This is a genomic window from Vibrio sp. 10N.239.311.G01 (assembly GCF_041465805.1).
GTDB classification, from domain to species: domain Bacteria; phylum Pseudomonadota; class Gammaproteobacteria; order Enterobacterales; family Vibrionaceae; genus Vibrio; species Vibrio crassostreae_C.
The window spans coordinates 1-26,868 of sequence record NZ_JBFSRM010000007.1 but is presented as its reverse complement, the minus strand read 5'-3'; the positions used below and the strand labels follow the sequence as shown (position 1 = coordinate 26,868).

22 protein-coding genes and 1 riboswitch are annotated in these 26,868 nt (G+C 43.7%); of the genes, 12 read left to right on the top strand and 10 right to left on the bottom strand.

Annotated features, from left to right (window positions below; genetic code table 11):
- Positions 1-46 precede the first annotated feature (46 nt).
- From gnd to AB6D06_RS07480, 5 genes are all read right to left on the bottom strand, one after another.
- Positions 47-1,495: a decarboxylating NADP(+)-dependent phosphogluconate dehydrogenase gene (gene gnd, locus AB6D06_RS07500; protein ID WP_017059712.1), complete on the bottom strand. Its 1,449-nt coding sequence runs from the start codon at positions 1,493-1,495 to the stop codon at positions 47-49.
- Positions 1,496-1,524: 29 nt separating this feature from the next.
- On the bottom strand, positions 1,525-2,241 hold the full coding sequence (gene pgl / locus AB6D06_RS07495) for a 6-phosphogluconolactonase (protein ID WP_102428963.1): 717 nt from the start codon (positions 2,239-2,241) through the stop codon (positions 1,525-1,527).
- A complete protein-coding gene (zwf, locus tag AB6D06_RS07490; protein WP_372099301.1) occupies positions 2,238-3,740 on the bottom strand; it encodes a glucose-6-phosphate dehydrogenase in 1,503 nt (500 codons plus the stop codon). Before zwf ends, pgl begins: the two co-directional genes overlap by 4 nt.
- A gap of 410 nt (positions 3,741-4,150) precedes the next feature.
- Positions 4,151-4,846, bottom strand: a complete 696-nt coding sequence (locus AB6D06_RS07485) for a response regulator (protein WP_017059715.1) — start codon at positions 4,844-4,846, stop codon at positions 4,151-4,153.
- 69 nt (positions 4,847-4,915) lie between these two features.
- Positions 4,916-6,568, bottom strand: coding sequence for a sensor histidine kinase (locus AB6D06_RS07480; RefSeq protein WP_032546322.1), 1,653 nt, complete (start codon positions 6,566-6,568; stop codon positions 4,916-4,918).
- A 618-nt stretch (positions 6,569-7,186) separates the two neighbouring features.
- Between AB6D06_RS07480 and AB6D06_RS07475 the strand changes: the two genes are divergently transcribed.
- From AB6D06_RS07475 to AB6D06_RS07450, 6 genes are all read left to right on the top strand, one after another.
- A complete protein-coding gene (locus AB6D06_RS07475; RefSeq protein WP_009846577.1) occupies positions 7,187-7,414 on the top strand; it encodes a hypothetical protein in 228 nt (75 codons plus the stop codon).
- Between the two features lie 215 nt (positions 7,415-7,629).
- Positions 7,630-9,069, top strand: coding sequence for a TolC family protein (locus tag AB6D06_RS07470; protein WP_017063805.1), 1,440 nt, complete (start codon positions 7,630-7,632; stop codon positions 9,067-9,069).
- A 3-nt stretch (positions 9,070-9,072) separates the two neighbouring features.
- A complete protein-coding gene (locus AB6D06_RS07465) occupies positions 9,073-10,047 on the top strand; it encodes an HlyD family secretion protein (RefSeq protein ID WP_102333372.1) in 975 nt (324 codons plus the stop codon).
- A 7-nt stretch (positions 10,048-10,054) separates the two neighbouring features.
- The gene (locus AB6D06_RS07460) at positions 10,055-11,356 is read left to right on the top strand and encodes an ABC transporter permease (RefSeq protein ID WP_372099289.1); all 1,302 of its coding nucleotides are present in this window, start codon (positions 10,055-10,057) and stop codon (positions 11,354-11,356) included.
- Positions 11,353-12,525, top strand: a complete 1,173-nt coding sequence (locus tag AB6D06_RS07455) for an ABC transporter permease (protein ID WP_372110088.1) — start codon at positions 11,353-11,355, stop codon at positions 12,523-12,525. The genes AB6D06_RS07460 and AB6D06_RS07455 overlap by 4 nt, the downstream gene beginning before the upstream one ends.
- A 560-nt stretch (positions 12,526-13,085) precedes the next feature.
- Entirely contained in the window at positions 13,086-14,627 is a 1,542-nt protein-coding gene (locus AB6D06_RS07450; protein ID WP_372099292.1) for an alanine/glycine:cation symporter family protein, read from the top strand.
- Between the two features lie 143 nt (positions 14,628-14,770).
- Here the strand turns inward: AB6D06_RS07450 and AB6D06_RS07445 are convergent, their stop codons facing one another.
- The 3 genes from AB6D06_RS07445 to AB6D06_RS07435 all read right to left on the bottom strand — a co-directional run bounded on the left by AB6D06_RS07445 (position 14,771) and on the right by AB6D06_RS07435 (position 16,363).
- Positions 14,771-14,998: a hypothetical protein gene (locus AB6D06_RS07445; RefSeq protein WP_065584878.1), complete on the bottom strand. Its 228-nt coding sequence runs from the start codon at positions 14,996-14,998 to the stop codon at positions 14,771-14,773.
- A gap of 322 nt (positions 14,999-15,320) precedes the next feature.
- Positions 15,321-16,055: a chromosome segregation ATPase gene (locus tag AB6D06_RS07440; RefSeq protein WP_017066271.1), complete on the bottom strand. Its 735-nt coding sequence runs from the start codon at positions 16,053-16,055 to the stop codon at positions 15,321-15,323.
- A 149-nt stretch (positions 16,056-16,204) separates the two neighbouring features.
- Entirely contained in the window at positions 16,205-16,363 is a 159-nt protein-coding gene (locus AB6D06_RS07435) for a hypothetical protein (protein WP_004733573.1), read from the bottom strand.
- Positions 16,364-16,664: 301 nt separating this feature from the next.
- Positions 16,665-16,799: riboswitch (glycine riboswitch) on the top strand.
- A gap of 128 nt (positions 16,800-16,927) precedes the next feature.
- On the opposite strand from AB6D06_RS07435, the gene AB6D06_RS07430 reads away from it, so the two are divergent.
- From AB6D06_RS07430 to AB6D06_RS07415, 4 genes are all read left to right on the top strand, one after another.
- The gene (locus AB6D06_RS07430) at positions 16,928-18,298 is read left to right on the top strand and encodes an alanine/glycine:cation symporter family protein (protein WP_372099293.1); all 1,371 of its coding nucleotides are present in this window, start codon (positions 16,928-16,930) and stop codon (positions 18,296-18,298) included.
- A gap of 384 nt (positions 18,299-18,682) precedes the next feature.
- On the top strand, positions 18,683-19,495 hold the full coding sequence (locus AB6D06_RS07425) for a transcriptional regulator (RefSeq protein ID WP_372099294.1): 813 nt from the start codon (positions 18,683-18,685) through the stop codon (positions 19,493-19,495).
- Positions 19,492-19,953 carry a hypothetical protein gene (locus AB6D06_RS07420; RefSeq protein ID WP_017059728.1) on the top strand — a complete coding sequence of 154 codons (462 nt, stop codon included), beginning with the start codon at positions 19,492-19,494 and terminating at the stop codon, positions 19,951-19,953. Before AB6D06_RS07425 ends, AB6D06_RS07420 begins: the two co-directional genes overlap by 4 nt.
- 560 nt (positions 19,954-20,513) lie before the next feature.
- Positions 20,514-21,989, top strand: a complete 1,476-nt coding sequence (locus AB6D06_RS07415) for an aerolysin family beta-barrel pore-forming toxin (protein ID WP_372110087.1) — start codon at positions 20,514-20,516, stop codon at positions 21,987-21,989.
- 101 nt (positions 21,990-22,090) lie between these two features.
- Here AB6D06_RS07415 and AB6D06_RS07410 read toward each other — a convergent pair whose 3' ends face one another.
- The gene (locus AB6D06_RS07410; RefSeq protein ID WP_017058961.1) at positions 22,091-22,726 is read right to left on the bottom strand and encodes a LysE family translocator; all 636 of its coding nucleotides are present in this window, start codon (positions 22,724-22,726) and stop codon (positions 22,091-22,093) included.
- Positions 22,727-23,022: 296 nt separating this feature from the next.
- Between AB6D06_RS07410 and AB6D06_RS07405 the strand changes: the two genes are divergently transcribed.
- Positions 23,023-24,495, top strand: coding sequence for a carboxypeptidase M32 (locus AB6D06_RS07405; protein ID WP_017066275.1), 1,473 nt, complete (start codon positions 23,023-23,025; stop codon positions 24,493-24,495).
- A 330-nt stretch (positions 24,496-24,825) separates the two neighbouring features.
- Positions 24,826-25,737 carry a LysR family transcriptional regulator gene (locus tag AB6D06_RS07400; RefSeq protein WP_102333401.1) on the top strand — a complete coding sequence of 304 codons (912 nt, stop codon included), beginning with the start codon at positions 24,826-24,828 and terminating at the stop codon, positions 25,735-25,737.
- 529 nt (positions 25,738-26,266) lie between these two features.
- Here AB6D06_RS07400 and AB6D06_RS07395 read toward each other — a convergent pair.
- Positions 26,267-26,545 carry a hypothetical protein gene (locus AB6D06_RS07395; RefSeq protein ID WP_017063787.1) on the bottom strand — a complete coding sequence of 93 codons (279 nt, stop codon included), beginning with the start codon at positions 26,543-26,545 and terminating at the stop codon, positions 26,267-26,269.
- Between the last annotated feature and the right edge of the window lie 323 nt (positions 26,546-26,868).

Here is a 26,868-nt window from a genome sequence, read left to right as displayed (position 1 = left end):
ACAGCTAATAAGAACAACAAGGTTCTTAACTGATTCTAACTAACGATTATACGTCGTAAGTTGTAGAAGCAGTATCGCCGCCTGTACCAGTCCAGTTTGTGTGGAAGAATTCACCACGTGGACGGTCAGTACGCTCGTAAGTGTGAGCACCGAAGTAGTCACGTTGAGCTTGAAGCAGGTTCGCTGGTAGACGTGCAGTTGTGTAACCGTCTAGGAAAGATAGCGCAGAAATCGTACATGGCATTGGGATACCAGACTCTAGAGATTTCGCTGCTACTTTACGCCATGCCACTAGGCTGCCTTGTAGGATGTTTTTGAAGTACTCGTCAGAACCTAGGAACGCGATGTCTGGGTTTGCTTCGTACGCATCACGTATGTTGCCTAGGAATGCAGAACGGATGATACAACCACCACGCCACATTAGCGCTACGTTACCGTAGTTTAGGTCCCAGCCGTTTTCGTTCGACGCTTCACGCATTAGCATGAAACCTTGAGCGTAAGAGATGATCTTAGAAGCCAGTAGAGCTTGACGTAGTGCATCAACCCACTCTTGCTTGTCGCCTTCAACTGGAGTGATTGTCTTCTCAAACAAAGCTTCAGCTTCAACACGTTGGTCTTTAAGAGCAGACAGGCAACGAGAGAATACAGACTCAGAGATCAGTGTTAGTGGGATACCTAGGTCTAGTGCGTTGATACCAGTCCACTTACCCGTACCTTTTTGGCCTGCAGTGTCTAGGATCTTCTCAACTAGCGCTTCACCGTCTTCATCTTTGTAGCCAAGGATGTCAGCAGTGATTTCAACTAGGTAGCTGTCTAGCTCAGTCTTGTTCCAGTCAGCGAATACTGCTTGCATCTCGTCAGCAGACATACCTAGGCCATCTTTCATGAACTGGTATGCTTCAGTGATAAGCTGCATGTCACCGTATTCGATGCCGTTGTGTACCATCTTAACGAAGTGACCAGCACCGTCGTTACCAACCCAGTCACAGCAAGGCTCACCAGCGTCAGTTTTTGCCGAGATACCTTGGAAGATTGGCTTAACCGCTTCCCAAGCTTCAGCCGCACCACCTGGCATGATTGAAGGACCGAAACGAGCACCTTCTTCACCACCAGATACACCAGTACCGATGAAGTGGATGCCTTTCTCACGACAATGCGCTACACGACGGTTAGTGTCTGGGTAGTTAGTGTTACCACCATCAATGATGATGTCGCCTTCGTCTAGAAGTGGGATTAGGTTTTCGATGAACGTGTCTACAACGTCACCAGCACGAACCATAAGCATCACTTTACGTGGCGCTTCTAGCTTCTCAACTAGCTCTTCTAGAGAGTAAGCACCAACAATGTTAGTACCTTTAGCTGGGCCTTCTAGGAACTCGTCTACTTTAGCAGCAGTACGGTTATGAGCCACAACTTTGAAGCCGTGGTCGTTCATGTTTAGGATAAGGTTCTGACCCATTACTGCTAGGCCAATTACACCGATATCACCTTTCATTATTTATATCTCCTTGCGGCTAGTCGCACTTATGCGATAGCACTTGCTGCATTTGAATCTAGGAACCACTCTGTTTCGCCAGTTTTAGACTGGATTTTCGCTGCCGGGTAAGGCAGCTCTGAAGCAGGAGTTGTATGAATTTCTTTAACGATCTCAACTTTACCTGCACCTAGTACTAGGTAGCTGATTCGTTTTGCTGCTTCTAAAACTTTCGCTGTTTTAGAAACACGGATTTGACCAGACTCCGGATGAGAAGCGAGTACAGACAGGTTCTCATCTTGGTAATTGGTTGCACCCGGGAATAGTGAAGCTGTGTGGCCGTCTGCGCCAACACCCAGCAGAATCCAATCGAAAACTGGCGTGCCGTTTTCTGTTGGGATTACGTCTGCCATCTCTTTTGCGAAACGCTCTGCTTCTGCTTTAGGCTCATCTTCACCACGGATGCGGTGGATGTTCTCTGCTGGAAGGTTCACGTTTGAGAAAAGTAACGTATTCGCTTCACCGAAGTTGCTTTCAGCGTCGTCTGGTGCAACGCAACGTTCGTCGCCCCACCAAAAGTGAAGGTTATTCCATTGAATACCTTCTGCGTATGGTGCTTGAGCTAAAAGCTTGAAAAGCATTTTTGGCGTGCTGCCACCAGACAATGAAATGTGAACAGGTTTACCCTGCTCGCTGTACACTTTCATTTCGTTTGCTAGGTTTTCAACGACCAATTCTGGCGTTGCAAAGATCTTGTGATTGATCATAGTTCGCAGTAATCCGTGTCTGTTAAGTTTTTGCATGGGAAACGCCATGCGCGGCCATCACGTTGCAGAAGTTCATCCGCTTCCTGTGGGCCCCAAGTACCACAAGCATAGCCAAACAGCGCTTGAGGATCTTGCTTGAAGTCTAAGATTGGTTGAACGTACTTCCAACATGCTTCTACCGCATCGGTACGTGCAAACAGAGTCGCATCACCGTTCAGTGCATCAAGAAGAAGACGCTCATAAGCCGTCAGCATCTGAGTTTCAGGCAAGTCAGAGTAAGAGAAGTTCATTTTCACTTCTTTTGCTTTGAAGCCTGCGCCTGGCTCTTTCAAACCAAAGCTCATCTGAATACCTTCATCCGGTTGGATGCGGATAATCAGCTTGTTCTCTGGTGCATCTTGACCAAATACTGGGTGTGGCGTGTTCTTAAAGTGAATCACGATTTCAGTCACACGTGTTGGTAAGCGTTTACCTGTACGTACGTAGAAAGGAACACCATTCCAACGCCAGTTATTGATGTGAGCTTTCAAGCCGATGTAAGTCTCGGTACGAGAATCATCCGCTACACCATGCTCTTCACGGTAACCTAGTAGGTGCTGACCACGAACATCTGATGCTGTGTACTGACCTAATACTAAGTCTTTACGCAGATCATCTTCTTCTAATGGTTTCAGACACTGAAGCACTTTAACCACTTCATCACGAATAGAATCAGCGTTAATTTGTGCAGGCGGCTCCATACCTACCATCGCTAGCACTTGCAGCAGGTGGTTTTGGAACATGTCGCGAACTGCGCCAGAACCGTCGTAGTATCCGCCACGCTCTTCAACGCCAAGGAACTCAGCACCTGTGATTTCAACGTATTCAATGAAGTTACGGTTCCACAGTGGTTCAAACATCGCGTTTGAGAAACGAAGCACTAGAAGGTTTTGAACCGTCTCTTTACCAAGGTAATGGTCGATACGGTAGATCTGGTGTTCTTGGAAGTGATGATGGATCTCTTCATCCAACGCTTGAGCTGATGCTAAGTCGTAACCAAATGGTTTTTCGATGATCAGACGACGCCAGCCGTTCGATTCATCGTTAAGGCCATGCGCAGCAAGGTTTGCTGGAATCACACCGTATAGGCTTGGCGGGGTTGCCAAGTAGAACAATGTGTTATGGTTTTCGAATTGGTAGTCTTGCTCAAGCTTGTCTAGACGTTGTGCTAAACGAGCATAGTCGTCTATATCTGAAGTATTGATCGCTTGGTAATGCAGATGTTCAATAAATGCATTCAGCGTCTCTGGTTCAGTTTTTTCCATTTCCTGAAGAGACTTCTTCAGCTTCTCACGGTAAGACTCATCGCTGTACTCAGTACGGCTCACTCCAAGAATCGCAAAGGATTCTGGTAGTTGATTGCTAGCATACAGGTGGTATAGAGCAGGAATTAACTTGCGGTAAGTTAGATCTCCCGACGCACCAAAAATAACGATGCTGCTGTTTTCAGGTATTACCATCATCTTTCCTATAAAAACAAGGTTTTTAGTATTCGCCAAAGGTATCAGCGACATACGAAAATAGATAATAGGTCTTAACTATTACATCAATAGTAAGCGCCTATTAAATTTGAGAATGCGTTTGGTAAACGAGGGTGAAAGCTATCACCTCTATTCGGGACAGTATTGTCTATGACTATTTGATTTACATCAACCACTGTGAAAGCAATCGATTAAATATTGACTCATTTCGAACAAATTCTAATCGATAGTTCCGTTCATTTAACCCACGGGTGAAGCAAATCGGCATTCTCAAACAGTGTAGTCAAGAAAGAACGGTATCTGGTCGGTGGAGTGAGCAATAGGAAAGGGAGAAAAAGGTAAAACCAGCTTATTCAACTGGCTTTATATTCATTTTGATGGTGTCGTGTTTATCTTTGCGCTTTGTTGTAGCAGCGCTCCGGGCGACCTACGGTACCGTAATTTAAGTCTGCGACTAACTCACCAGTGGTAATCAAAAATTCTAAATAGCGTCTGGCGGTGGTTCGGCTAGCACCAATTCGTTCTCCGGCTTCATCGGCGGTAATATTAACGGCATCAGCTTGCTGAAAAATGGCTCTGATCTTATCCAACGTTACGCCATCAATCCCTTTTGGTAATGTTGACACTTTTCCTGAGTCCGCTTTGGCGTTGGCTTGCAGCATCTTATCGACCAAACCTTGGTTCAAATCAGACACACTTTCAAACTCTTGCAACTGCGATTGATATTTTTTAAGCGCCGCTTCCAAACGAGGGAACATTACTGGTTTCAATAGATAATCGACCACCCCACCACGCATTGCTTGCTGCAGCGTATCGACATCCCGAGCAGCAGTAATCAAGATAACGTCGCAGCCTTGATTGCTCCCTCTTACGTGATTAAGAATATCGAGCCCACACCCGTCCGGCAGATACACATCCAATAAAACCAAGTCAGGCTTTAATATGTCTAATTGCATTAACGCTTCAGACTGCGTGGTCGCAATCCCCACCACATCAAAGCCACCCATCTGTTCTAAATAACGATGGTGTAGCTCTGCAATCGCAATATCATCTTCAATGACCATGACTCTCGTGATTGCGTTCATTTATGTTCTTCCTTTAACCATGTTTTTTCCGTCACGATGATCTTCACAAGATCGCTTCGTGCTTAATTATTATTGTTCTTCTTTTGGCAAATAAACCGTCATTCGCGTGCCAAAATCTTGGTTGTCGACCATTTCAAGCTGCCCTTGATATCGGTCTGCCAGCTGCTTTATCAGATACAAACCCACACCACGATTTTGCTTCGCTTTGCTCGATACGCCTTTTTCGGTGAGTGCTTTGGTCGCCAACTCTTTCGGCAAACCGCACCCTTTGTCTTCTACTTCTACGATAATTTCATTACCAAAATCACTGATTGAAACTTCAATAACCCGACGCGCTGGCGCAATTTGACCCTCTTGCTTAATCGCCGTCATGGTGGCGTCAAAGGCGTTATCAATCAGGTTGCCAAGAATTGTGACAACGTCATCCGCGTTTAACCAGCTAGGCAGAGCTTCAAGCCTTGATCCCTCTTCCACTTTAAGCTCTAACCCAATCTCTCGAGCTCGCTCTGTTTTGCCTAAAAGCATGCCTGCAATAAGAGGGTCTTTCACCGTCTCTCTTAAGAACTCAATTAAGCTCTGGTAATGAGCGGTTTCTTGACCAATCAATTGTTGAACAGAGTCCAGCTCGCCCATCTGAATCAAGCCACTGATGGTGTTAAGCTTGTTTTGATGCTCGTGGGTTTGTGAACGCAGTAGATCAGCATATTCTTTGGTTTGTGAGAGCTGGTCTGTTAAATCGTTGATTTCATCTCGTAATCGGAAACTCGATACCGCCCCGACCACCTCACCTGCCACTATAATCGGGCTTCGGTTAGCAATGATTCGCTTATTGTTTAAATACAACTCAACATCGTGGTCGGTGTCGCCGGTTGATAGCAGTTGTTCTAAATCACTGCCTGGCAATACATCAGAAAGGCGCTGTTGATTGAGTGCTTTATCCCTGTCTATCGATAAAATATCGCAGGCACTCTTATTAATTGAACGTAAAATGCCATGCTTATCGATGCTCAGAATGCCCTCTTTCACGGTACTCATGGTTACATCTAGCTCAACATACAACCGGCCTATCTCTTCAGGCTCAAAGCCCAAAATAGCGCGTTGAAAACGGCGAGATACATAACTCGAAATCAAAGCGTTGACCGCAACCACCAGCAACGCCATCACAATCAAAAAGGCTAAGTAAGGTTCGATTCGATCTTGCAACGAATCCAATAAGTAACCAACTGACACCACACCAATAACGGTACCTTGGGTGTCTTTTACCGCGGATTTACCACGAACTGAAAAACCCAGCGATCCTTTGGCTGTCGACACATAAGACTCGCCCAATACCAATGCTTTTTGGTTATCGCCACCACGCATGGGTTTACCGAGCCTGTCATCATAAGGGTGAATCAGGCGGATACCTTTATCATCTCCAACAACGATAAACGCCGCGCCAATGAGCTGAGTAAGGTTACGAAATTTAACTTGGGTTTCTTCAGACAAAACGTAGGGAACGCCATTAGGGTCCAACGTTCCATTTTCTTGAATAATGCTGGTGACAAGCGGCGATTCAGATAGAAATTCAGCAACACCTAACGCTTTCAAACCCATCTCTTGTTCTTGAGATTGTTTGATGTAATAAAAACCAGCCGCTGCAAGAATCAAAAGTTCAACGAGGCCAGTGACCGTCATGATAATCAGTAACCTTTTACGGAAACTGATACTGCTCCATTTCATATTCCACCGTCCCTAATGTTAGACGATCAATGTTAACACCAAGTTAATCGCATGACCTTTCTATGGACGTGAATTTGTGACTGCTACTCAACTAAATAATTGAGCAGATTGTTAATTGATAATCCTTTACGTTGTTTATCTCGATTAATCGTTCGTTTTTAGAACGGATTAGCTTAAAAACCAAAATAAACGAATAAATATTGAGCTAGATCACTAAGCTTTTAGGTGTTTTTTAGGTTGTTCAAAATAAATACAATTATAATGGTTGCATATGAAGAAGTTTATTGTTGCCAAGCGATACGTTGCAATTTTAAGACTGCGCGTTAAACCGGAATTTCGGTTAACAGAAAGGCAACAACTCTTCACTCGCTGGACGTATCTATAACTAAAAGTTGCACGCTCGCCGTTACGGTTGCTGAACAAACAGGTTATCTATCTAACCTCATTCACACATCCTTATTTACACTACTGGCCAGCATGACAATCAAGAGGCGCCTGATCAAATCAGCGCCCAATAATAAAACATTGATGAGCAGGAAGTATCGATCAGTGGCAACGTCCAATAGAAACAGGATAACAAACATAACGTATAAACATTGTTGAAAAGGAAACAAGGCAATGAAACGCGATAATTTTGGAATTTGTCTTACTAAGACTATGCTGTTCAAACACTTACAATCGACTTTTACTCACGTAAGAGCCTATGAGAAAGATGGTACCTCCCCTCTCGATCTCAAGGTATTGTTAGCATTCCCGCAAATGTCAGGTAGAGATTTATTACAAACAATGCAAGGTTCAAGACAATTGGTATGGCGCGCCGATCACCATTGTCCTAGCTTTAAATAAGCCACTTCATTTTGTAAAAACACTTCTATACTGAACTTAAAGAGCATGCTTATGCGTGCTTTTTAAGTTTCATTTATCTTTGATATTCACGTCACTCAATCTTATTTACACTTGATTAACGAGTTATGAGAATTTCTATTCATATGAGACAATCTATTCAAGACAAATGACTATCGCCCTGTTAACATTAGAGTTAATACTCTAATTGGTATTTAATGCAGATGACCAAACCAAAATTCCGATACCTTGCGATCGCCAGTATGCTTCTCGGCACTATGGCTTCGCCAGGCTATGCAGCTCCGCTCACTTTTTCTGAAGCGTGGCAAATTCTCCAAGAGAACAACAACTCTCTTGCGGCTCAACAAGCCAACGTTGAACGTTATCAACACCTTCAGAACTCAACAAGTAGCCTCAATCTTCCTTCTATTACCTTAGGGGCTAACTACACGCACCTTGATAGTGATGTGACGATTAATGGTGAACAGTTTTCAGATAGCTTGAGTGGAGTAAACCCTGCTATATCCGCGATTTTGCGCCCTCTAGTTGGTGGCGTTACCTCAACGATTACCGAACAAGACATCTTTAGCTCTTCCATTCGTGCTGTGTGGCCTATCTTCACTGGTGGTCGAATAACCGCTGCGCAAAATGCGGCTGAAGGTAAAAGCGAAGAAGCGCAAAGCCAACTGTTGATGGAGAAACAAGCTCGCTACGAAGACTTAAGTAAGTATTACTTCTCGGTGATCTTAGCGGAAGACGTGGTGAGAACGCGTCAAGCCGTTGAAGCAGGCTTAACTCAGCATCGTGATTTCGCCATCAAGCTTGAACAGCAAGGACAAATCGCCCGAGTAGAGCGCCTACAAGCCGATGCTTCTTTAGATAAAGCGATTGTAGAGCGCACGAAAGCTCAGAACGATCTTAAAATTGCGCAATTGGCGTTGACCCAAATCCTTGGTCAAAATGAAAGTGTAGAACCCTCTGAACAACTGTTTATCAATAAGAACCTGCCTCATATGGACGTGTTCATTGACCAGACACTCATGACCTACCCCGGCCTTAAGATTCTTGATGCAAAAGAGAAACAAGCAAGCAGCTTAATTAAAGCCGAGAAAGGTAAATACTACCCAGAGGTTTACCTTTATGGTGATTACAGCCTGTATGAAGATGACTCTCTAGCCAGTGAAATGAAACCCGATTGGTTGGTTGGCATTGGTGTGAATGTGCCACTGCTTGATACTTCTGGCCGTTCCGACAAAGTCGCTGCGGCTCACAGTGCCGTATCACAGGTTCAATTCCTTAAGTCACAAGCTAAGCAAGACTTAACCGTGTTGGTACAAAAGACTTACCTTGAAGCAAACCAAGCCATTGAAGAGGTTCAAGGCCTAAACTCGAGCTTGTCTTTAGCTCAGGAAAACCTATTACTTCGTAAAAAAGCCTTCACACAAGGGTTATCTAACTCATTAGAAGTGGTTGATGCCGAGCTTTATCTTGCGAGCATTAAAACCCAGCAATCTGCTGCTCGCTTCAAATACCTAATCTCTCTCAACAAGCTGTTAGCGCTAACCAGCGAAATGAATGCTTACTCCAGTTACTTAACCTCCTCTGTTCCGTCTGATTTCGACTCAAAAACAGACACCGTTAGCCAGTCAAAAGGATAATTCATGAAACCTATTAAGCCCCTTCTTCTATCTTTAGTTGGTATCGGCGTTATTGGCTGGGTCGGATACAGTTTCTATCAAGCTTATCAACCTCAGCCGGTTAAGCTTCAAGGTCAAATCGATGCGCAGCAATACAGCATCTCATCGAAAGTACCTGGCAGAATTGATGAAATATTCGTGCGCAAAGGCGATTCGGTTGAAAAAGGCGAATTGATCTTCTCTCTACTAAGCCCTGAGATTGATGCGAAGCTAGAGCAAGCAAAAGCTGGTCAGAAAGCCGCTGGTGCATTAGCACAAGAAGCAGAGAATGGCGCGCGTACTCAACAGATCCAAGCGGCTAAAGACCAATGGTTGAAAGCCAAAGCAGCTGCCGATCTGATGGACAAAACCTACCAACGTGTAAACAACCTTTACAACGATGGTGTGGTTGCCGAGCAGAAGCGTGATGAAGCCAAAACACAGTGGCAAGCGGCGAAGTACACCGAAAGCGCTGCATTCCAAATGTATCAATTAGCGCAAGAAGGTGCGCGTGACGAAACCAAAGTGGCCGCCACTCAAAAAGCGTTAATGGCAGCGGGTGCGGTAGCGGAAGTTGAAGCTTACGCAAAAGACACACAGATCCACAGCTGGTTTAATGGCGAAGTCTCTCAGGTTCTATTGAGCAGTGGAGAACTTGCACCACAAGGCTTCCCTGTTGTGACTGTTATCGACACCAAGGATGCTTGGGCTGTGCTCAATGTTCGTGAAGACATGCTTAAGCATTTCGAGAAAGGCAGCCAGTTTGAGGCGTACCTACCGGCTCTGGATAAATCATTAACTTTCCAAGTAACTCACATCGCCGTAATGGGTGATTTCGCAACTTGGCGCTCAACAGACGCAGCACAAGGCTTCGATTTACGTACTTTTGAAGTAGAAGCGCACCCTGTCGATACGAGCGAAACACTGCGTATGGGCATGAGCCTAGTGGTTGAGCTTTAGGTGACTTATGTCTGCTAACTCTCAATATACTGGATCGCAATCTAGAGGCTCGCAATCAACTGAGCATCATAGAGCGAAGAATACCTTGCTTCGGCAGTGGGCGATTGTCCGCAAAGACAAATGGTTGTTGTCTTGCCTAACTTGGATTCCTTTGCTGCTTGCTGCCAGTATCTGGCTGATTTTTTCACAAGGGATCGCTCGTGACTTACCGGTCGCAGTTGTCGACCTTGAGCACAGTCAAATCTCGCAACAGTTCACACGCCTTGTTGATGCGTCACCAACGCTGCAAGTCACTCAGAAATACAGCTCTGCGAGTGATGCGGCGAAAGCGATGATCGAACGTGATATCTATGGTTATGTTGTGATACCAAGGCACTTCGACCGAGACCTTCTGCTCGGCTTGAATCCGCAAGTGTCTGTATTCTATAACAGCCAATTTATCTTAATCGGTAAGCTGGTGAACTCTGCCTTGCTGCAGGCTCAAGGGACTTTTAACGCGCAACTTGAAGTCGTGAAACAGCTGTCACACGGTGATACCACGGTGCAATCCGCATTAGGCCAAGCAGTAACGGTACAAAGCCAGATCACGCCGCTGTTCAACAAGAACACCAGTTATGCACAGTTCTTGGTGTCTGCGGTTATTCCTGCACTGTGGCAGATCATGATTGTGGTGGGCACGATATTGGTTTTGACGGCGAACGTTAGAGCTCGTGGGCTTCACGCTTGGTTATCCAACGCCCCTATGAAGTCACTCGCATCAACATTAACGCCCTACCTTGTCTTGTTTTTGATGTTTGGTATCGCGTTTAGTTTTTGGTTCTATGTGCTCTTAGACTGGCCATTTAACGGCAGCTTTGTGGCATTGACTATTGCCCAACTGCTAACCGTGATCAGTTGTATCATTATGGGTTGTTTGTTTTTCTTCTTAACACTTGATCCAGCAAGGGCGATGAGTTTCGCTGGCGCATTTACGGCACCAAGCTTTGCGTTCATGGGTATTACCTTTCCAGTAACAGACATGAACACAGCTGCTCAAATTTGGAGAAGCTTATTGCCCGTGAGTCATTACATCGAAGTACAAACGGCGCAGTCTAGTTATGGTGTGAGCGCAACACAGTCTTTGATCAGCCTCTCTTCTATGTTGTGGTACGCAGTTCCTGCTTTCGTGGTAATGTTGCTAATTAAGAAACACTTGGCGCAATCAACTCTAACTGCACAAGCAGATCCATCTACAAAAGCAGCTATATCTGCAAAAACAACGCCGTCAACACAGCCAGAAGCATCAGCACAACAAGGAGTAAAACGATGAGCTTTACTCAACTGCTCAAGCAAGAACTCTTAGCGGTATTGCGCAACCCTGTCGTGCTTCTTACGGTATTTGGTGGTGTGGTCTTCTATTCCTTCTTGTATCCATTGCCTTACGCGAACCAAGTTCCTCAACAACTGAAAGCTTCGGTTGTGAACTTGGATAAGAGTCAAAGCAGCTATCAATTAGAGCGTATGGTGGATGCCACCTCTCAAATCGAATTGGTTCGTCGAGACTCCACCATCGCCGATGCGAAACAAGCCGTACTTAACCAAGAGATTGGTGGGTTCCTCGTCATTCCAGAAAACTTCTATAAAGACTTGCTGCTCGGTAAGAGCCCGACACTTTCTTACGCTGGTGATGCTTCTTACTTTTTGGTCTACGGAACCATTGTTGAAGGGCTTGCCAAGGCCGGTGGTACGTTAGCTGCGCAAGTTAAGGTCAGCCATTTGTTAGTCGAAGGTGTGCCTTTAGAATCGGCAGCCAAAGGCTACAGTGCATTCAGCTTGAACCTGAAACCAACGTTTAATAGTCGCATGGGATACATCGATTACGTAGTTCCAGCCGTCTTTGTGTTGATCCTGCAACAAACCTTAGCCATGGCTTCAGGTTTAGTTGGTGCAACCCAAAATGCTCAATCGACATTTGGCTACTGGAGTAAGACCTCTCCAGCGAAATTGATGCTTGCCCGCTGTTGTACCTTAGTCGGCATTTATTACCTGTTGTCGATGTACTATTTCGGCGCTAGCTTTTCGATGTATGGGATAAACCAGCTCGCCTCAACAACACAGATCTTAACCTTACTTCTGCCCTTCTTACTGGCCAGTTGTTTGATCGGGATTTTTATTGGTGAGTTAGTGCCACGAAGAGAGCTAGTCACGGTTGTAGTGTTAATCAGTTCAATGCCACTGATCTTCTCTTCAGGTTTTATCTGGCCAGTTGAAATGATGCCCGAATGGTTAGTTCTATTATCACAGCTGTTCCCAAGCACACCGGCTATCCAAGGTTTCTTAGCACTTGATCAGATGGGTGCATCTTGGCAAGAGGTGGCATCTCAATGGACATTACTCTGGGGACAAGTTTTGTTGTGGGGTTCGTTATTGGCACTTAAGCTCTACCACAAATCCAGCAAAAGCACGGTTGGCAATAGCAATAGTGATCGATCCGTTTAGTTTTATGTGCTATCGGAAAGTAGTCATGCTTTCCGCTCATCAAAAAAGCTCTTATAAAGGGCTTTTTTAATATCCTAAGATCCGAATACACTTTCAGCCTTAGAATGTTTATACACCTCGAAAACATATCGAATACTCGAAATCCCCTACGCGCCCTCTATGTCCCTCCAGCCCATCACTCTGAATTCTCCTTCACCCGACTCTATAGCAGCTACTGCATATGCTTATCTCAGCATAAAAAGTATCGACTTATTCCCAAATGATGACAAAACCCGAACAATTGTAAATTTATTGTAAAAATTTCTTTGTTGGCATTATTTTTATGTATAGGATTGTCAGTAGGACTTGGTAGTCCGAATACCATAGTCTTATTGGTGCACATACCAAAAGGATATCCATATAAAGCAAGATCAGTACTTATATTTATTTCGTTTTTCGACCTAGCTACAGCCGTTTATGTTGCCGTCGAATGAAGTAGATATACCGCTGAAATATACAAATCAAATAGAAAACAAACACAACAGCAACAAACATAATTTATTAAAAAGACAGGGAAAACCATGAAAAACATACGTGAATTATTTTTTGGGTTTATATTATTGTTTAGTTCCAGTGCATTTGCAGAAGAAGGATCATTTAGTCAAAGTATCAGTAACTTGAGCCAAAGTGTTGATGGTTTTTTCAATGACTACACAGGGTGGTTCGTTGGATTAATATTTAAAAGTGTCCCACTTGGTGAAGCAAACTTCCCAATCATTGTTGGCTGGCTATTGCTCGCCGCGATTATCTTTACTGTTTATTTTGGCTTTGTTCAATTTAAGCGAGTCGGTATGGCTGTAGATATCATTAGAGGCAAGTACACAGACCCTAACTCAATAGAAGACGGCGAAGTTTCCCATTTTCAAGCTTTAGCTACTGCCCTTTCTGGAACCGTCGGGCTTGGTAACATTGCCGGTGTGGGTGCTGCACTTGCGATTGGTGGCCCTGGCGCGACATTCTGGATGATCTTGTGTGGCCTTCTGGGTATGGCTTCTAAGTTCTGTGAGTGTACCTTAGGTGTGAAATACCGAACTATCCTACCTTCAGGTGTTGTTTCGGGTGGTCCAATGTACTACCTAAGCCAAGGTCTGGGTGAAAGAGGTTTAGGCGGACTAGGTAAAGTGCTCGCTATTGGTTTCGCATTAATGTGTATTTTAGGCGCATTAGGCGGCGGTAACATGTTCCAAGCTAACCAAGCACACGCCATGTTAACTTACGCATTTGATGTACCAAGTGAATACGGTGTGATCACTGGCCTTGTACTTGCCTCTTTAGTTTTCTCTGTAATTGTTGGTGGTATGCCTTCTATCGCATCGGTAACAGAAAAAGTTGTTCCTTGGATGGCTGCTCTGTATATCGGTATGGCTCTGATTGTTATCGGTTCTAACCTTGATCAAGTTGGCCCTGCGTTCAGCGCAATCTTTACAGGTGCATTTACTGGTGAAGGTGTTGTTGGTGGATTTATTGGTGCGCTAATTCAAGGCTTGAAACGTGCAACATTCTCGAACGAAGCAGGTGTAGGTTCAGCAGCTATCGCTCACTCAGCGGTTAAAACAAAAGAACCAATCACCGAAGGTCTAGTATCACTATTAGAACCGTTCGTTGATACGGTAATCATTTGTACAATGACCGCATTGGTTATCACTATCGCTGGTTTAAACGTAGGTCCATTCGATGGCTCTGGTTTAACGGGTGTAACGCTGACTGCTGCATCGTTTACTGAAACGGCAGAAGTATTCAAATACACACTCGCTCTCGCAGTAATCATGTTTGCGTTTTCTACCATGATCTCTTGGTCGTACTACGGTCTTAAAGCTTGGACTTACCTATTTGGTGAAGGCAAAACAACGGAGCTGATTTTCAAAGTGATGTTCTGTGTGTTTGTTGTTATTGGTGCCACGATTCAATTTGGTGCGGTAATCGACTTCTCTGATGCGGCTATCTTTGCGATGTCTATCTTCAACATTCTTGGTCTGTACTTCTTGATGCCAGTTGTGAAGAAAGAACTGCAATCGTTTGTTGCTCGTGTGAAATCAGGCGAAATCAAAACGTATGAGAAATAACGTTTAGTGGAATGAGGTTTTGCTCTAGTAGCTAACTGCATTCTAAGAAACGACACAACTCTAAAAACGAAACTGTTCTAAAAATTTTTGTAAGACCCTTTGCTTGAGAAAGCGAGAACAGGACTGCAACTTATCCAAAATCCCTACCAGCTTGGCTTGTGGGGATTTTTTATGTCTGAACGATTAGGCGAATAACTACCTTCAATGCCCTGCTCACTCTTTTCACCCTTTTCACTCTGTTCATCATCGTGTTCAACATCGACACGACGAACCAACTCTTCTACTTTGATCATCTCTTTTTGCGCTAATGGCGAGCGACAATCATCGAAACAATAAGCTATGGTGCAGTTCTCACAAAGATACTCTGGCATCACTCCATCCCTTGTCGTCAAAGCAGCCAAATGCGAGCTAGCAATCGACTGCGTGTTCATCCTGAACAACACTATTATGCAGCGACTCTGAGCTGAAAATATGTATGCAAAGTCATTTAATAGACAACAAGTAACATATCATTGTGGATATACGTAACTATTCACAAATATCTAAGCAAACAATGAAAACACGCAAATAATCAATAATGAGAAAGCACCGGATCTATGCTCTCGACAAACGCAAAACGCCCACATCACGTGTGTGATGTGGGCGTTTCAATATTTAGTGAAAAACTAACGTTAGGTTGGTAAAGCCTTCGGCTTATAGACCCATCTCTTCAGTGAGAGTTTTGATCTGTTTGAGGTCCATGGTGTGGACTTCAATCATTTGTCTTATATCACTCAGTCGAGAGTTAGCGTTATCTTGCTTCTCACACGCGTCAGATTTCGCATCCCATGATGTGCCATCTAAGTAAACATCACACGCTTTCTTAAGAGAACCAAGATTCTGCTCGAGTTGATCTCTTTCTTTCTCAAGTTTTTCAAGTTCTTGAGAAATCTGTAATTCTTTTCGGAAAACTTCACGCGCACGCTCAAACAAAGTCGATTGCATGTCAGCCTGACGATTAAGTTTCTGGTTGTCTTGCTGAGTTTGCTCTAACGTTTGCTTCTGTTCGTTTAGCTGCTGCTCTAACGAGTAGTTCGCTTTCTCTAAAACCGAAGACTGCTTCGCTAGGTCTTGGAGCTCTTTTTGATGTTCTTCTGTTTGTTTTACTAGAGCGGCTTCTACTTTTGCATCGATTTCGGTATCGACTTTTGCCACTTTAGTTTCAACGGATGTCATCAACTGTGTTTTGCTGTCATGCAGTTCTTGATAACGAGTTTCGAGTACCTGATAAGTGGACTCCCACTTCGAAGCCGTGATTGTAGAACCGATCAAGCCACCTAACGCCAAACCTATAACCGCAGCAATGCCGATATAAAGCTGACTGCGCTTATCGCGTTCTTCAATAACAACCACTTCATCTTGTTCGCTTTGTCCAGATTGCTGGTTCACTAGCGGGTACTCCCAAAAATTTGTTTAACGTTACACGGTCACTGATACTGATACTGATACTGATACTTTAAGCTCAACTAAACCTATTGCCCAAGCCAGAAGCACTTGAGCTTTGCTAACACGTTTATCCTATCTGCTCACAGACAGATTTAACGAGTTAACTCCGAAATCATCAGGCTGGCAGTATACAAAAGGAAGCTGCTAACGATAACAATCACTACCCATTTTTGCAGTTTTTCGTTTGTCCGGTAACGAAACAGCACAAATGCCAAAGCCAATAAAAAAACAATCGCTATTAATCGAGTCATAACTCCTCCTTGTTTCTCTATTTTATACCATTTAAATAAGCAAGTTACGTCAGAGACTCGTTGTTTGATCATTTAGTTGAACAACATTTGAGCAAACAGATATTTTGTAGCTGACATCACATTTTATATGATCTAGGATACGCCTACAGATTACCTAATTATTTAGGTAATTGTTCCGATGAAGACTGCAGGAGAGTGGTTTTTAACTAAATATTAACATTTAGTTAGATAAACCCGCCGAAGAAGTAAATCTTTCAGGCGCTTTGTGCTGGAGAAATCCAGAAAAGTGAGGACTGTCGTTGGAGGAACCTCTGGAGAGAACCGTACTACTTTTTTTGTAGCAAGCGGTCGCCGAAGGAGCAAGCTTAGTGCCCGTTACTTATCTATAAGTGATTCGCTAAGTGAAACTCTCAGGCAAAAGGACAGAGGAGTGGAAAGCAACAGCCTTAATTAACAAAAGAATTCTATCTAGAAATCCGTATGTATTAAGTAGTGCTATCGATCCCTGTGATCTGCACTGCCTTCCCTCTTCTCCTTAAATTTTTAATTTATTAAGGGGAATCTATGAACCACCTACAAGCTACACTACAAACCATCAACCAATTCGTTTGGGGACCACCACTGCTTATTCTGCTAGTGGGTACAGGTATCTACTTTACTTTTCGCTTAGGCTTACTCCAGTTTAGATACCTCCCAACTGCACTGAAAATGGTGTTCAGCAAAGACAAATCTGGTACGGGTGACGTATCGAGTTTCGCGGCTTTGTGTACTGCACTTTCAGCAACCATTGGTACAGGTAACATCGTTGGTGTAGCGACCGCAATCAAGATTGGTGGCCCTGGTGCCCTATTCTGGATGTGGCTTGCCGCTGTATTTGGTATGGCGACCAAGTACGCAGAATGTCTACTCGCCGTTAAATACCGCAGAACCGATAGCAATGGCGAAATGGTTGGCGGCCCAATGTACTACCTGCAATACGGTGTCGGCTCACGAATCTTAGCGGTAATGTTCGCTGTCTTCGCGCTCGGCGTTGCTTGCTTCGGTATCGGTACCTTCCCACAAGTCAACGCTATCTTGGACGCAACTCAAATCTCATTTGGCGCTTCGCGTGAGATGTCTGCTGTCGTTCTTACGATATTAGTGGCAGTGGTTACCCTTGGTGGTATCCAATCTATCGCTAAAGTGGCAGGGAAAGTTGTTCCTACTATGGCGGTTATGTACGTCGTCGCGTGTTTAAGCGTTCTGATTTCAAATGCCGACCAACTACTGAATGCCATTACCCTTGTTGTGACTTCTGCGTTTACCAACACAGCAGCAACCGGTGGTTTCTTTGGCGCGAGCATCATGCTTGCTATCCAATCAGGTATCGCTCGTGGTGTGTTCTCGAACGAATCTGGCCTAGGTAGCGCACCAATGGCTGCAGCAGCGGCTAAAACAGACTCATGTGTGAAACAAGGACTTGTCTCTATGACAGGTACCTTCTTCGACACCATCATCATCTGTACGATGACAGGTTTGGCGCTTATCTTAACGGGTGCTTGGCAGACTGATCTTTCAGGCGCTGCGATGACCACTCACGCATTCGCTGTTGGTCTGAATGCAGATACCCTTGGCCCTATGTTGGTTTCTGTTGGCTTAATCTTCTTTGCGTTTACAACAATTTTAGGTTGGAACTACTACGGTGAGCGCTGTGTTGTGTTCTTGCTAGGTACCAAAGCTGTATTGCCTTACAAGATCATCTTCATTGCGTTGGTGGCTTCTGGTGCATTCTTAAAGCTCGACATGATCTGGATAATGGCTGATATCGTGAACGGCCTAATGGCAATTCCGAACCTAATCGGGCTTATCTTGCTGCGCCACGTTGTTATCGAAGAAACCAAGCTATTCTTCAAACCGTTGACGTCTTCAAATGATTGTGAAGCAGTTAAAGCGTAAACTGAAGTGATTGAATACCAAGCCCGCATTCAACTGCGGGCTTTTTTATTTTCATCACATAGCGAAACGTCTTAAATTATTATGCAGCACATATGCCCTTATAAATAACAAGAATATTAAATCGACCACTATGCGATTTAATAAAGAAGATAGAAGACTACTAAAAAGAACACTAATAAAACCAACACTTAATTAGATATTACTTATATTTAACAGATTGTGCGTAGGTGTCAGGCGTTTTGTAACAAACATATTAAATTTATTTTCGTTTCAACGACACAAAAAACCAGAAGAATAAAACATGTGACTTTAATTCATATATTAGTCAGTTTATAGTCATCTACATTGTAGAGAGAATTATAATAAAAATAAAACGTTGGCTATATGATCAGATTCGACCCGATTAAAAACCGTATTTATAACGATGAACGTTCTATTAAAGTAGGATACCGTGAAACTCGGGTCCTGGAGTTATTACATAAAAACTCACCCGATATTGTTAACAAACAAGATATTATTAGCTTCGCTTGGGGAAACGAGTTCATAGGGGATACGTCACTAGCGAAAAGTATAAGTTTACTGCGCCAAGGGTTCGTTAGATTAGGCATCAAAGAAACCCCAATCGTCACCGTTCCTAAGGTGGGCTATCGCCTTATCGATGAGTGCGTGGTAATCGACTCCCCCATCAATAATGCAGCCACAACTCCCCTTGCTGATGCGAGCAACCTGATACCCGTCGGCAATAACGGTATTGCTATCGGTACAGCTGTTGCAGTCGAACCTAAGCCTAACCCTAAACAAAGTTCGTCGGCTTACTTTCCCACTGCTGAAAACCGAAACAAGTTGTGCTACTTCACCACTGGCTGCTTACTGTTGGCATCAGCGTTATTGGCTTTTGCTAAGGTTAATGAGAGAAACCTCAGCGATATCAACCCCGTTAACCGGCTCAGCGAGCAATGGATAGGTCAAATACAAGTTTTCCAAGCCCCTGAAATGGCGATGACGCCAGAGCTAGAAAGCATTCTCTATCAGTATCAATGTGATTGCGTGGCGTACATTAGCGAAGAAGCGGAATATTCTGAGCTCTCTATTCTGAACAAAGCCACACGCCAGTCCGTCAACATCTTTTACACGCCAACCCAACTAGATCAAGCCAGTACCGAACTGGCCCTATTCCTAGAAAGAGGTCAATTATGATGCCAATCGTTGCGCTCATTTCTGCATTCGTTTTATTGGTTGGCATATGGAGTATCCCTTCGCCCCAACCAAAAGAAGAGCATCGCTACCAACATAGCGTGGTGGACCTGATAGTGAATGACAATGTATTACGTACCGACGGATTAACGAAAATAAGTAACAACAAGGTGCTGCACCTGATGTCCGTTCAAGACGACAACATGCCCGACCCACTTGTTCTGCGATTCAGAGGAACAGCCCGTCCTTCTCAATCACTTTTCTTTTCTATTTCTGGCACCATTGACTTAGTCTCTGTGCAAAAAATAAATAAAACAATGAATGACAGCCGATTGGCGCCTTACCTGTTAATCAACAATGACCCATTAACGGTAAAGATTGATATCTTAAGTTCGAATGATTTATTTGCCATCATTAAAACGTGTAATACAGGCCGAACGCAACTTCTGGCCAAACGATAATTAGAGATAGTTTAACCACTAGCAAAAAGTGCCCTATTATCAAGTAGCAAGCTTTTCCGATATTACACATAAAAAACGGATGGTTATTTTCATTATTTTATTAGTAATACAATTATTACAGTCTTCCTTACTTTAAGTGTTTGCATTTTAAAACCGATAGCAAAGCAAAATATTCAAGTTAGATTTTTACTCTTTGTCACTCACTACCTGCCCACCTTAAAACTACGAGTATTGTGAATGGTTATACCTGTTCTTCTAATTAACCATTCATACAAACGCCAAAAATAACGTCAAATAATTTTGACGTCTAAGCCCGAATAATGGGCCTTCATTTTTCTAAAAACGGTTTGAGCCCCATCAAACAATTTACGTTCAGTTGCATACTCTTTCACCGTAAAAACACTAATGACAATACAAGCCATTGAATTAACTGGGTAATTTAATTCAACCCTTTTCAGTATCTATCTATTTATCAACATGAAAAAGTGAACTTGTCTTGTTAACTGCACGGCACACAAAACATTATCAAAATAGAAAAATTACAAATGAGGGAATTGTTAATGATCACAGTAAACAGAAGTCTCTTAGCAACCGCAGTGTTGTCTGTTCTATCAACCGGTGTAAATGCGAAGATTTACCCAGACCAAATAGTGTTTGACCAACTTGGTGAAGATGTCTGTCGCTCTGGTTATCGTCCTATAGACCGTTATGAAGCAGAAGAGCAGAAGAGTACTTTGGTCGCTCGCATGGGCACTTGGCAGATCACCGGGTTAAAAGGAAACTGGGTAATCATGGGGCCGGGTTATCATGGCGAAATTAAGCAATCAAGCAGTGGGTCAACGTTCTGTTACCCAAACAACGACCAATCTGAAATCCCTAACTATTCCGCCAAATCGGTTCAGGAAGGCAGCGAAATCGATGTTCAGTATGAATTAGTGAACAACCGTAACGACTTTGTACGCCCATTAAGCTACTTAGCCCACAACCTAGGTTACGCTTGGGTTGGCGGTAATAACAGTCAGTACGTGGGCGAAGACATGACGATAAAGCGCTCTGGCAACAGTTGGGTAATACAAGGAAATAACAATGGCTCTTGTAGCGGCTATCGCTGTGATGAAAAAACCAAAATCACCGTCGACAATTTTGCCTACACCGTTAACGACGACAACTTTTGGCATGGTGATGTTGTCGAGTCGGATCGTGAACTAGTGAAAACGGTTTACGCGACGGCAAGAAACAACAGCAACATCGCGCAACAAGTGGTGGTAGACCTAAAAGTAGACGAATCAACAAACTGGTCGAAAACGAACAGCTACGGATTCTCACAGAGCGTTCAAACAGAGAACACCTTCAAGTGGCCTTTGGTTGGCGAAACTAAGCTCACCGTTAAGTTCGAGGCTAACCAAAGCTTCGCTGAAACAAATGGCAACTCCACTAGCGAACAAGTAACACTTCAAGCTCGTCCTATGGTTCCTGCGAATTCGGAGCTACCGATTCGAGTTGAGCTGTATCGTTCAAGCATCTCTTACCCGTACCGATTCAACGCCGATATTAGCTACGATGTTGAATTCAACGGCTTCCTTCGTTGGGGTGGCAACGCATGGCATACCCATCCAGATAACCGTCCATACAAGGCTCATACCTTCACTATGGGCCGTGGCAGCAGTGAATCTGCCGACATTCGCTACCAATGGGATCACCGTTACATCCCAGGTGAAACTAAATGGTGGGATTGGGGCTGGGCGATTAAAGAAGCTGGCTTATCAAGCATGCAATACGCGACTGGCGGAAGCTTACGCCCCTTCCACTCTTACGTGTCTGGAGATTTCTACGCTGAATCTCAATTTGCAGGTACTATCGAAATTGGACAAGCAACACCAATTACTAACAATCTACGCAGCAAAAGAAGCGTTGATTCGGCTCATGAAACCAGTGAACGCATTGGCGACATCGAAGTTACCACCAACTTCAATGCTGATGAGTTGAGTGACTTAGGTTTCGAAGGTGCAGAGATGAACATTAGCGTCGTTGAATAACTGCGCTGTTGAATAAGATCGGTACAAAGATCTACCAGTAATAAAGCACAAAGCCCACGTCGTGGGCTTTCATATATTCATGTTCAACTGGAAACGGTGAACTACACAGGCTCTTCCATCAGAAGCTTAACACCCAGCCCAACCAACACCATGCCCGTCACGCCTTCCATCCACTTCATAAAACTCGCGTTTTTGAGCAAGTTTTTAGCGGAATTAAGAGCGCCAGCCAAACCACATTGCCATACCATCGCAATCATAAAGTGTACCGAAGCCATCAACATAGATTGCAATAAAGGCGAACCTTCAGGGTTTACAAATTGAGGTAAAAAGGCCAGATAGAAAACTGCTGTTTTTGGGTTAAGAACGTTAGACAGAAAGCCTTCACGCAAAGAACGCTTTGCACTGTAAGCCTGCTGAGCTTGTTCTCCGACCTTCAAACCGCCACCGTTTTTCATCAACGCTCGCAAACTGCTTAAGCCAAGCCAGATGAGGTAAACCGCACCTACCATCTTAACGGCTTGAAAGAGTTCAGCGGATTGGGCGAGGATTGCAGATATACCCACAGCAGAGAAAAACGCGTGTACATACAAGCCGCTACAAATACCAAAGCTCGTCATACAACCGTCAGCTAAGCCAGAGCGGCTAGTATTGCGAATCACCAAAGCCGTATCTAAGCCCGGCGTTAGCGTTAAAATAGTGATGGCAATTAGAAATGCCTCAAAGTTCAAAATATCCATATCATTGTCATTTTTGTTCAGCGATCTATCATCAATACCGTGTATCTGAACAATTCGCAAGCAACAATTGCCACCAGCTATACAACTCACTGATTTTGTGCACAATAGAACAGTTTGATTTGTTAAGAAATAGTAAATTCAAGGCATCGTACCGCCTCATGCTTTTCTCGCTATATCTTCGACTGCGAAGGTCGGCGTCATTAAAAAGCAAAGCCATAATCAAAGTACACGAGATGAACCTTAACGCTGACGCAGCCCTAAGGATCATTTAAAGAAACCAAATTAAGAGTAGTCAAATGAGCGCATTCAAAAAACTAGTCGAACACTCTCAAAAATGTTCACGCTTTCAACACCTAGCTTCTATTTGTGGTTGGGACCAAGCTTCAATGATGCCAGCAGGTGGTAACCAAGCTCGTAGTGAAGCGATGGCCGAGCTTTCTGTTCATATTCACGGCTTAATGACTCAACCACAGCTTGGCGATTGGATTGCAGACGCTGAAAATGAAGCGCTGAACACTGAGCAACAATCGTCACTTCGTGAAATAAAACGCCAGTGGCAACAAGCAAACCTACTTCCAGAAAAACTGGTTGAAGCGAAATCTCTATCGGGTTCAAAATGTGAACATGCGTGGCGTAGCCAACGCGGTAACAACGACTGGGTTGGATTCGAAAAGAACTGGCGTGAAGTGGTTGAGCTTTCTCGTGAAGAAGCGCAGATTCGCGCAGACGCAGCCAATCTAACGCCTTATGATGCGATGCTGGATATTTATGAACCGGGCACCAGCTCTACTTCACTTGATACCCTATTTGCAGACGTTAAAACTTGGCTTCCAGGTTTAATTGATGAAGTGATCGAAAAACAATCGAGCGAGCAATTTAACGCACCATCAGGTATCTATTCGACCGAGAAACAGAAAGCACTGGGTTTAGAAGTCATGAAGCTGCTTCAGTTCGATTTTGAACACGGCCGATTGGATGAAAGTGTTCACCCATTCTGTGGCGGCGTGCCTTCAGACGTGCGTATCACAACACGCTATGACGAAGCGGAATTCGTTCAAAGCTTAATGGGTATTGTGCATGAAACAGGCCACGCACGTTACGAACAAGGCTTACCAAAACACCTAGCAGGACAACCAGCGGGGGAAGCTCGTTCTATGGGCATTCATGAATCTCAATCTTTATTCTTCGAGATGCAAGTCGGCCGCAGCGACCCGTTCATTGGACACTTAGCGAACTTGGCTGGTCAGCAATTCTCAGGCTCAGAATTTGAGAAAGAAAACTTCCAGAAGATCTACACGCGCGTGAAGAAAGACTTCATCCGTGTCGATGCTGATGAACTCACCTACCCTGCACACGTTATCCTGCGTTACGAGATTGAGCGTGACTTGATCAACGGCAAGATCAAACACACTGACGTGCCAGAGTTATGGAATACCAAGATGCAGTCTTACCTTGGTTTAAGCACTCAAGGTAACTTCACTAACGGCTGTATGCAAGACATCCACTGGACAGACGGCGCATTTGGTTACTTCCCATCGTACACATTAGGTGCGATGTACGCGGCGCAGTTCATGGCTTCAATGAAGAAAACGGTAGATATAAACTCTGTGATTGAAAGCGGTGACCTATCCCCTATCTTCACTTGGTTAGAATCAAACATTTGGAGCAAAGGCAGCCTGCTGACCACTGATGACTTGGTGAAAGGTGCAACGGGCGAAACCTTGAATGCGCAATACTTCAAAGACCATTTGAGAAGTCGTTATCTGTAGATAAAACGCCCAACTACATTGAAGGTTTCTACTTGCAGAGCTTGCTGTGTAAGTAGAACCAAGCTGAAAAAAGCATAGTACAAGTATTGTAAGTCAAAAGTCACAATTATGGCTGAAGGGTAGCTTTGGTTCTAACTAGAAAAGGGGCACTTCTGAGTTACGAAGTGCCATCTGTGAAGGTTCTGGACATTTCCGAGTTGCGTTTTATCTAATTTAGTAAGTCATGAATTAACAGAAGTAGGGCAACTCGCTTAGTCAAGTGTCCAGTATCACTGGTGCAGATCAGTTATCATATTTTAAGTAAATCACTCTAGAAAGGAAGCGAAACCTATGAATTTTAGTTTTGAACAACTTCTCGCGTTCGTGACCGTTTATGAACAACTCTCGTTTAGCAAAGCCGCGGTCAAACTCAATAAGCACCGAACTACGATAGGGCAGGTGATTACCAACCTTGAAGACCAACTAGCGGTCAGTTTGTTTGAACGAGTGGGGCGTTCGGTAGAGCCAACTGAAGATGGTCACCTTCTTTATCACAATGCTAAATTAACCATCGAGCAAGCGCGTACTTTCGATAAATTGGCGCTAAGCCTCTCTTATGGTGGATTAGAAAGCGTCAACATCGCTTATTCTAGTGTGATTCCTCATCGCGCTTTGGTTGAAATCCGCCAGCAATTTCTTCGCGATTTTCCGCTAATGCGCGTGAACTTTTTTGTTAGGAATAAACAGGACATCAAAAGAGGCATAGATAGTGGCGAATACCATTTTGGTATCGTCAATGTGCATGACCGTCAGGCGATGTATAGCTTTGATGCTACTTTCCTTGGGCATTTCGAATTTCTCCCTTTTGTTCAAAAAGGTGGAGATCTATCTAGGTTGGAGAAAAGTGCAGTCTTGGTGGCTCTGAAAAACAGCAAACAATTTGTCTTACGATCTTTTATTGAAGAAGGTATGTCAGAGAAGATTATTTACAGCTCAGACAATGAAGCAATCGATCAACTTGCCCTAGTGATAAAGATGGTCGAAGCGGGGTTGGGTTGGGCGTTACTGCCTAAAACCTTTTCTAATACTGAGTTTGCCAATCATGCTATTGAGCCAGTTGAAGCCGATGAGATGCTAGAGGGCTTCAAGTTTGGCTTCGCGCTTTGGTGTCCACATTCCAAACAAATTGTTGATATTAAAAAGTCGTTAATCACCGTGATAAACAATTATCGCAAGCGATTTGAAGATGGTCTCCGTCGTTAACTCATAGACTCATCCAATTTTTTAACAAGGTTCAATTAGAGCCTTGTTTTCGTTTCAGTTAACTTTAAGTTCGAGTTTTGATGGATTACACCCTTTATATAGGAGTGTGAGGTATCAAGCTGACTATCTCTTCAGTCATGTCACTTTCCCTGTACCTTTAAATAATATAAAAGATATCATACAGTTTGTTGTGATTTTACCCCCAGCCCGTGAAGATAAAGTGACTAAATGGTTGATGTGATACATAGCAATTGTTCACAACTAAAGTTCATAAGGATGGATGACTTTTAGTAGGGAAAATGTTCGCACCCTAAACGATGTAGAGTATTCAATCTAAGTGATTTTGGGGCAGATCTGAGCTAGCAGGCACTTTGCAAGAAAAGCGCCACGAGTAAAACTTCAGGCTTATGAAGCCTCTGGACATTTCCGTTTTAGCAAGATTGCCAATTAAGCAAAGCATGAATTAAAAGGATAGAAAAAGTCGCTTACGTGATTGTCAGGGATCATTAGACCACTACAACTTCAATTGTCAGTTATAACTAAAACGGCACCTAGCCTTTGAGCAAAAAACCCTATATAACTCATCCCCACCTTCATGCTCTCTTACTCGAAAGAAAAAAATACTCTTCCCTCCCTCCTCATACGCGAGAGCTAGCTCAGCATCATCTCTTATCAAACCTTCAGCTACTAAGTGAACTTCTAACGCATCGAGTGCTTTTTCTTCTAAGGCTTTATCGTGAATTGGTTTAAAACCTCCAAATGAAAGGGAAGAAAAAAAAAGAGCAAAAACAAAAAAAACAATTCGCATAACTATTCCTTTTTTATTAGTTCAATACTAATTCCAGTTTAGTAAGAAATTAAGATTGTCGCAGCAGTGAAACTAAATAGATAGCTCTCGTTTCATGCAATTAATGTCGGAGTTCATCATTCTTATTATGGTAAATGGGTAAATTAGCTACCAAAAACAACCCTCAGACCGCCTCAAACGCTCTCAGCGAGGATTTTGGGCTTGTTCAAGGCTATGCTCATACTACCTTGTATGTGTGTGACTCTTTCAGTGCGATTTACAGAGCAAAAACTAGGGCGTGTTGATCTTTGCTGTACATTTCGCGTTCAACAATACATCGGTAG

What these genes read in the sequence shown, in the direction of transcription:
- gnd (WP_017059712.1), bottom strand. Translation starts at nt 1,495, where the DNA reads ATGAAAGGTGATATCGGTGTAATTGGCCTAGCAGTAATGGGTCAGAAC.
- pgl (WP_102428963.1), bottom strand. Translation starts at nt 2,241, where the DNA reads ATGATCAATCACAAGATCTTTGCAACGCCAGAATTGGTCGTTGAAAAC.
- zwf (WP_372099301.1), bottom strand. Translation starts at nt 3,740, where the DNA reads ATGGTAATACCTGAAAACAGCAGCATCGTTATTTTTGGTGCGTCGGGA.
- AB6D06_RS07485 (WP_017059715.1), bottom strand. Translation starts at nt 4,846, where the DNA reads ATGAACGCAATCACGAGAGTCATGGTCATTGAAGATGATATTGCGATT.
- AB6D06_RS07480 (WP_032546322.1), bottom strand. Translation starts at nt 6,568, where the DNA reads ATGAAATGGAGCAGTATCAGTTTCCGTAAAAGGTTACTGATTATCATG.
- AB6D06_RS07475 (WP_009846577.1), top strand. Translation starts at nt 7,187, where the DNA reads ATGAAACGCGATAATTTTGGAATTTGTCTTACTAAGACTATGCTGTTC.
- AB6D06_RS07470 (WP_017063805.1), top strand. Translation starts at nt 7,630, where the DNA reads ATGCAGATGACCAAACCAAAATTCCGATACCTTGCGATCGCCAGTATG.
- AB6D06_RS07465 (WP_102333372.1), top strand. Translation starts at nt 9,073, where the DNA reads ATGAAACCTATTAAGCCCCTTCTTCTATCTTTAGTTGGTATCGGCGTT.
- AB6D06_RS07460 (WP_372099289.1), top strand. Translation starts at nt 10,055, where the DNA reads ATGTCTGCTAACTCTCAATATACTGGATCGCAATCTAGAGGCTCGCAA.
- AB6D06_RS07455 (WP_372110088.1), top strand. Translation starts at nt 11,353, where the DNA reads ATGAGCTTTACTCAACTGCTCAAGCAAGAACTCTTAGCGGTATTGCGC.
- AB6D06_RS07450 (WP_372099292.1), top strand. Translation starts at nt 13,086, where the DNA reads ATGAAAAACATACGTGAATTATTTTTTGGGTTTATATTATTGTTTAGT.
- AB6D06_RS07445 (WP_065584878.1), bottom strand. Translation starts at nt 14,998, where the DNA reads ATGCCAGAGTATCTTTGTGAGAACTGCACCATAGCTTATTGTTTCGAT.
- AB6D06_RS07435 (WP_004733573.1), bottom strand. Translation starts at nt 16,363, where the DNA reads ATGACTCGATTAATAGCGATTGTTTTTTTATTGGCTTTGGCATTTGTG.
- AB6D06_RS07430 (WP_372099293.1), top strand. Translation starts at nt 16,928, where the DNA reads ATGAACCACCTACAAGCTACACTACAAACCATCAACCAATTCGTTTGG.
- AB6D06_RS07425 (WP_372099294.1), top strand. Translation starts at nt 18,683, where the DNA reads ATGATCAGATTCGACCCGATTAAAAACCGTATTTATAACGATGAACGT.
- AB6D06_RS07420 (WP_017059728.1), top strand. Translation starts at nt 19,492, where the DNA reads ATGATGCCAATCGTTGCGCTCATTTCTGCATTCGTTTTATTGGTTGGC.
- AB6D06_RS07415 (WP_372110087.1), top strand. Translation starts at nt 20,514, where the DNA reads ATGATCACAGTAAACAGAAGTCTCTTAGCAACCGCAGTGTTGTCTGTT.
- AB6D06_RS07410 (WP_017058961.1), bottom strand. Translation starts at nt 22,726, where the DNA reads ATGGATATTTTGAACTTTGAGGCATTTCTAATTGCCATCACTATTTTA.
- AB6D06_RS07405 (WP_017066275.1), top strand. Translation starts at nt 23,023, where the DNA reads ATGAGCGCATTCAAAAAACTAGTCGAACACTCTCAAAAATGTTCACGC.
- AB6D06_RS07400 (WP_102333401.1), top strand. Translation starts at nt 24,826, where the DNA reads ATGAATTTTAGTTTTGAACAACTTCTCGCGTTCGTGACCGTTTATGAA.
- AB6D06_RS07395 (WP_017063787.1), bottom strand. Translation starts at nt 26,545, where the DNA reads ATGCGAATTGTTTTTTTTGTTTTTGCTCTTTTTTTTTCTTCCCTTTCA.